Origin of the sequence: Chryseobacterium rhizosphaerae (genome assembly GCF_003385455.1) — a bacterium.
GTDB lineage: Bacteria > Bacteroidota > Bacteroidia > Flavobacteriales > Weeksellaceae > Chryseobacterium > Chryseobacterium rhizosphaerae.
The window spans coordinates 227,623-233,875 of the sequence record NZ_QNUF01000006.1 but is presented as its reverse complement, the minus strand read 5'-3'; the positions used below and the strand labels follow the sequence as shown (position 1 = coordinate 233,875).

At 36.5% G+C, this 6,253-nt stretch carries 5 protein-coding genes and 1 pseudogene; 1 reads left to right on the top strand and 5 read right to left on the bottom strand.

Going from position 1 to position 6,253, the window contains the following annotated elements:
* The 4 genes and pseudogenes from DRF57_RS07830 to folK form a co-directional block, all read right to left on the bottom strand.
* Window positions 1-788: pseudogene (locus tag DRF57_RS07830) on the bottom strand (OmpA family protein); the annotation flags it as partial.
* A gap of 219 nt (window positions 789-1,007) precedes the next feature.
* Window positions 1,008-2,531: an OmpA family protein gene (locus DRF57_RS07825; protein ID WP_115917751.1), complete on the bottom strand. Its 1,524-nt coding sequence runs from the start codon at window positions 2,529-2,531 to the stop codon at window positions 1,008-1,010.
* Between the two features lie 41 nt (window positions 2,532-2,572).
* The gene (locus DRF57_RS07820) at window positions 2,573-3,685 is read right to left on the bottom strand and encodes an OmpA family protein (protein ID WP_115917749.1); all 1,113 of its coding nucleotides are present in this window, start codon (window positions 3,683-3,685) and stop codon (window positions 2,573-2,575) included.
* A 17-nt stretch (window positions 3,686-3,702) separates the two neighbouring features.
* Window positions 3,703-4,119 (bottom strand): 2-amino-4-hydroxy-6-hydroxymethyldihydropteridine diphosphokinase, encoded by a 417-nt coding sequence (folK, locus tag DRF57_RS07815; RefSeq protein ID WP_047490351.1) that lies wholly within the window; start codon window positions 4,117-4,119, stop codon window positions 3,703-3,705.
* 21 nt (window positions 4,120-4,140) lie between these two features.
* On the opposite strand from folK, the gene sppA reads away from it, so the two are divergent.
* Window positions 4,141-5,895 (top strand): signal peptide peptidase SppA, encoded by a 1,755-nt coding sequence (sppA, locus tag DRF57_RS07810; RefSeq protein ID WP_084085421.1) that lies wholly within the window; start codon window positions 4,141-4,143, stop codon window positions 5,893-5,895.
* Window positions 5,896-5,975: 80 nt separating this feature from the next.
* Here the strand turns inward: sppA and DRF57_RS07805 are convergent, their stop codons facing one another.
* Window positions 5,976-6,236 carry a GlsB/YeaQ/YmgE family stress response membrane protein gene (locus DRF57_RS07805; protein WP_047490357.1) on the bottom strand — a complete coding sequence of 87 codons (261 nt, stop codon included), beginning with the start codon at window positions 6,234-6,236 and terminating at the stop codon, window positions 5,976-5,978.
* Window positions 6,237-6,253: the final 17 nt, after the last annotated feature.

Sequence of the window (6,253 nt, the reverse complement as noted above, 5' to 3'; positions counted from 1 at the left end):
TGTTTTCCTAACTTGATGGAAAGTCCTAAAGTAGCGTTGAAGAAATTATCTGAAACCTGCTCAGAACGCTTGTTGATAGCGCTGTATGCATCTCCGCCACCGTCAAATTCATCATCACCGGTAACAACATACATCAATCTACCTTCAAGGTCGATTCTTCTGTTTACTTTAAATTTAAGACCGGCACCAGCCTGCATAAACATAGAACCTAGTTTGAAAGGTTTTACTTCTGTCATTAATCTCTGTCCTTTGCTGTCTTTCTGATATGCTCTGTAGGCAATAGTACCTACCCCTGCATATCCGTGAAGAGCCCATCTGTATGTAGAATGGTTATCTACTCTTCTTAAAAGGTTAGAGAAGTTAATATCTCCCAAGATAGAGATTGCATCATACTGAGTTCTTGCACCTACAGCCGTAGCATCAGGAGCAGCATCTTTAGTATTGAACCAACCTTGTCTCGTTTCTCCTCTGTCATACTGTAGATTGATACCAAAAGCATGAGTAATGGCTTTATCGATACTTACATAAGCTGAGTATCCGAAAAGGTTTTTACCATTTCCATTCTTAATTGATGTCAAATCTGCCGATTGAAGGAGAGGAACACCCGCACCCACGGAAATTGACCAATCATTGAATCTCTTCGATTGATTAGTAAATGGGGAAACATTGGCAGACCCTGAAGAAAATGTATTAGGATACGTTCCTGTTGAAACTGCCGTTGAGTCTTGTGCATAGTTGGCGCCTGGTATAGCTAGTGCCAATGCAACAATTGCTAAACTTAATTTCATAGTGTTATTTTTTTAAGTTAAGTTATTTTAAATGATTTTATTTATTAAAAACTAATTTTATATTAATTTTTTTCTATATTGCTTAAAAATTACCTAATTATTATTTGCAAATACCAGAGTTTTAGCCCTGAAAATGATATAAAGATAAGTAAAAAAAATCGTAATAGAAAAAAAAACCGAAAAGAAGAATTCTTTTCGGTTTTTACTTGTTATAAAAAATTATTTTTTCTTTTTCTTAGCAGTAACTTTTTTTACTGATTTTTTTACAGGAGCATCTTCATAATCTTTCTTTTGGATAGAATTCCATTCAGAAGCTTCTATGAATTTTACAGTAACTTTTCTGTCTGCTAATCTTTCAGCATCAGAAGCTGATGCAGGAATTGTAGCTTCGGCAGAACCTACTCCTTTCGATTTCAGTACATTTTGACTGATACCTCTGTTTTCAAGAGCACCAACTACTGCAGCAGCTCTTTCTTTGGATAATCTTAGATTATAAGCTGCATTTCCTTTGCTATCCGTGTGACCAGTCAGTAGGTAATTACCTCCGTTTTCCTTGATAATTGAAGCGGCAAGATCTAATTTACTGTTAGATTCAGGTCTGATCGTAGCTTTATTGAAATTAAAGTAGATATCTTTAAGTGATTTCTCTACTTCTACTGCGGTTTGATTGTTATCTTTCTTGATAGGACAACCGTTGTTTTCCACAGGTCCAGGAACAGTTACACACTTATCGTAAAGGTCAATAACGCCATCTAAATCTGTGTCAAGAGCAACACCTGCACCATCTACTCTCGCTCCTGCAGGAGTGTCAAGTTGTCTGTCCCAGTCGTCGCATACACCATCGTTATCAGCATCTCCTTTTTTACATACTTCAATATCCTGCTTTTTATTCGCTAGCACATCAAGCTTGTAATAGATTTCCTGAAGTGGGTCATGCCACATTAAGTGAGAATCATGTTTTCCTAACTTGATGGAAAGTCCTAAAGTAGCGTTGAAGAAATTATCTGAAACCTGCTCAGAACGCTTGTTGATAGCGCTGTATGCATCTCCGCCACCGTCAAATTCATCATCACCGGTAACAACATACATCAATCTACCTTCAAGGTCGATTCTTCTGTTTACTTTAAATTTAAGACCTGCACCAGCCTGCATAAACATAGAACCTAGTTTGAAAGGTTTTACTTCCGTCATTAATCTCTGCCCTTTGCTGTCTTTCTGATATGCTCTGTAGGCAATAGTACCTACCCCTGCATATCCGTGAAGAGCCCATCTGTATGTAGAATGGTTATCTACTCTTCTTAAAAGGTTAGAGAAGTTAATATCTCCCAAGATAGAGATTGCATCATACTGAGTTCTTGCACCTACAGCCGTAGCATCAGGAGCAGCATCTTTAGTATTGAACCAACCTTGTCTCGTTTCTCCTCTGTCATACTGTAGATTAATACCAAAAGCATGAGTAATGGCTTTATCGATACTTACATAAGCTGAGTATCCGAAAAGGTTTTTACCATTTCCATTCTTAATTGATGTCAAATCTGCCGATTGAAGGAGAGGAACACCTGCACCTACTGAAATCGACCAGTCATTAAATCTCTTTGATTGGTTAGTAAATGGGGAAACATTAGCAGATCCTGAAGAGAATGTATTAGGATACGTTCCATTAGAAACTGCAATGCTGTCTTGCGCATATATAGCAGTGGGGATTGCCAGTGCTAATGCAGCAATTGCTAAATTAAATTTCATCGTGTATTATTATTTGATATTTTTTTGATAAATCGCTTACCTTATTTTGTTGGGCATCCGTTGTTTTCTACAGGTCCCGGAACCGTTACGCATTTATCATATAAATCTATAACTCCGTCAAGGTCCATGTCAAGAGCAACACCTGCACCATCTACTCTTGCTCCTGCAGGAGTATCAAGTTGTCTGTCCCAATCGTCACATACTCCGTCATTATCAGCATCTCCTTTTTCACATACCACAAGATCATTTGTAGCGTTTTCTAAAACATTGAGTCTGTAATATCCTTCCTGAAGTGGATCATGCCATGCTAAGTGAGAAGCATGTTTTCCTAGTTTGAAAGACACTCCTAAACTAACTGTCCATGCATTATCAGATCTTCTCGGATTAAGCATGTTGTATTTTGAATTTTTTGACGCTGGATCATAATCATTGGCATCAGCCCATCCGCCACCGTCAAATTCATCATCACCACTAATGATGTACATGGTTCTTGCTTCAACATCAATAAGTTTTGAAACATTGTATTTTACCCCTACACCTCCTTGATAGAAGATAGAGTTGATATCAATATCCTGTTTGATAAACAGAGGAACTCTTTTTGGACTATTGCTCCATCTGAATTCATCATTATCATGCAATGAGGTTCTGAACCCTTGAACTCCAATTCCTGCATATCCATGGAATGCCCATCTGTAAGGAGAATGATTATCAGTTCTTCTTAATAAATTTGAGAAGTTGATATCCCCTAGTAAAGATATTTGATCAAATTGAGTTGTAGCGGTACCTACACCTGCTAACTGACCTGCTGCCCCTGGAAGCTGGCCTGTTTGCTTAGTTTCTCCTCTCATATACATTACGCTTAAAGCGAAAGTATGAGAAATTTGCTTATCTACGCTTACGTAAGCATTGTAACCCCAGTTTGTTTTGTCCTTATTGATTGATTTAAGATCCGAGTGGACCATAAATGCAGCACCTCCACCCACAGAAATTGACCAGTCATTGAATCGTTTGGATTTGTTGTCGAATGGTTGTACGTTAGCGGAACCTGAAGAAAAAGTATTAGGGTACTCAGTTGAAGAATTAACTGTAGTACTGTTGTTTTGCGCATAAGCTGCAATTGGCAGTGTAGCCAATAATAATAAACCTAATTTCATACAGTATGTTTTATGTTTTAAATAAAATCTTTTAATAATACTCTGGAAAATTCCCTTTCAAAAAGATGTTTTTTATGAGGGATTTCTAATCTTTCTGATATAAAATTTAATTCATTATATGTAATGATATCAATATCTATTATTCTATCAGCATAGCCTCCAGATACTTTTGAATCATTACTTCTTCCCATTTCAACTTCAATATCTTTAATAAAATCAAGCAGTTGAATTGGTGAAAGATGAGTGAATATTATTGCTGCAATATTACAAAAAATATTGGAACTGGCAAATTCTACGGGTTCAGACATTAAAAATTCGCTAATTTGTGAAATGTTATTTCCACCTTCACTAATTTTCTGTAAGGCAAGCTCTAAATTTTTTTTTTGCTCTCCAAGGTTACTTCCTAGTAACAAAATCACCTTTTGCTGCGACATATTAAAAAAATTGATTGATTTATGAGAAGTTTCTTTAAAAATGTTTTGGCAAATATAGTTGCAATTGTGATACTTTGCGCTTTATTTTTCATCTTTTTCATTATGATGCTTGTGTTCAGTTCTATGGGGAATGATAAGTCTGTGACGGTAAAAAAGAACTCGGTTCTTACGATTAATTTAAAAACACATATCATAGACAGCCCTACTGAAGAGGAAGGTGGATTGTTCGGAATTAGCAACCAGAACAAGAGTGTTCTTCTATATGATGCGTTGGAAGCAATCAATAAAGCAAAAACGGATGATAATATTAAAGGGATCAGTATTGAAGTGGATGATTTAAATGCCGGGCTGACCCAGATTGATGATATCAGGAATGCTATTGAAGATTTTAAGAAAAGTGGAAAGTTTGTGTATGCTTATGGAAACGGGGTTTCACAATCTTCCTATTATCTGGGATCAGTAGCTGATCAGTATTATCTGAATCCTGCAGGTGGTATTGAGCTGAAAGGATTGTCTACAGAAGTTACTTTCTTTAAAGATTTTGCTGATAAGTATGGGATTGGTATTGAAGTAATACGTCATGGAAAATTTAAATCGGCAGTAGAGCCTTTTTTACGGAATGATATTTCTCCGGAGAACAAAGAGCAGCTAAGTACGCTTTTGAATGACCTTTGGAAAAATACATCCAATAAAATGGCTGTTTCAAGAAAAATTGATACTGCTCAGTTTAAAATGGTTGTAGACAGCTTATACGGAATGATTCCTGAATTGGGATTAAAATACAAGCTTGCGGATAAACTTGTTCAAAAGACAGAATATGAAGGTATGATCAAGTCGAAGCTAAGCCTGAAAGACAATGAAAAGCTAAATAAAGTTTCATTGGCTAATTATATAAGCTCTTATGCAGATGATGATAAGTCGGGAGAAAAAGTAGCGGTATTATATGCTTCCGGATCTATTAACAATGGTGATGGATATAATGATATCTATGCTGATAAATATGTAAAATACATTAAAAAACTTCAGGATGATGAGAAGGTGAAGGCGGTTGTTTTGAGAATCAATTCTCCTGGTGGAAGTGCTAATGCGTCGGATGAGATTTTATTTGAACTTCAGCAGCTGAAAAAGAAAAAGCCTTTGATTGTTTCTTTTGGGGACTATGCGGCTTCCGGAGGATATTATGTGGCGATGGCAGCGGATAAAATCTATTCAGAACCTAATACACTTACCGGTTCAATTGGTGTTTTTGGAGTGATTCCTTATTTTAAAGATATTGCCAATAAAAACGGAATTCGTGCAGACGTTGTCGCTACCAATGCTAACTCTATGTATTATTCCGGGCTGAACGGAGTGACACCTTATGGAGTGAATATGATGACAAGAGGTGTAGAGGGTACCTATAAAAGGTTCGTACATTTTGTAACGCAAAACAGAAAACAGACTTTTGAGCAGATTGATAATGTCGGTGGTGGTAGAGTATGGAGTGGAGTACGTGCTAAGCAGATTGGCCTGGTAGATGATTTGGGAACCCTTAATGATGCCATAAAGTTTGCAGCACAGAAAGCAGGATTGAAATCTTACCATGTAGATTCATTTCCTAAAAGAATGTCTCCTTTCGAACAGATATTTAATGATCTGAATGAAGAAGATGTTTCTGCAAAATTGATTAAAAATAAGATAGGAAAAGCCAATTATGAAATCTTACAACAGATTACTGACAAAAAGCTTCAGGCTGATGTAAAGATGGCAATGCCTTATGAGATTAGAATCGACTAACTAAATTATATTGTAAACAAAATCCCGGATCTGATTTCAGACCCGGGATTTTATTTTTTATAATAAGTATTGGCTAAATATTAGCTTTTCTTTGTGGCCATTCCATAAATCCAGAGAATGATTAAAGCTCCTCCAATAGAAAGGATCCAGCTTCTTGGATTCCAAAATGAGGCAACATCTCCCCAATGTAAAATATAAACTCCTATAGCTCCTCCTAAAAAGGCTCCCAGAATTCCCAGGATAATAGTGATTAGCCATCCTCCACCTTGAGTACCTGGCATGATCATTTTAGCGATAGCTCCTGCAATAAGACCGAATAAAATCCATGTTATTATTCCCATAGTTGTAAATTTTTTAT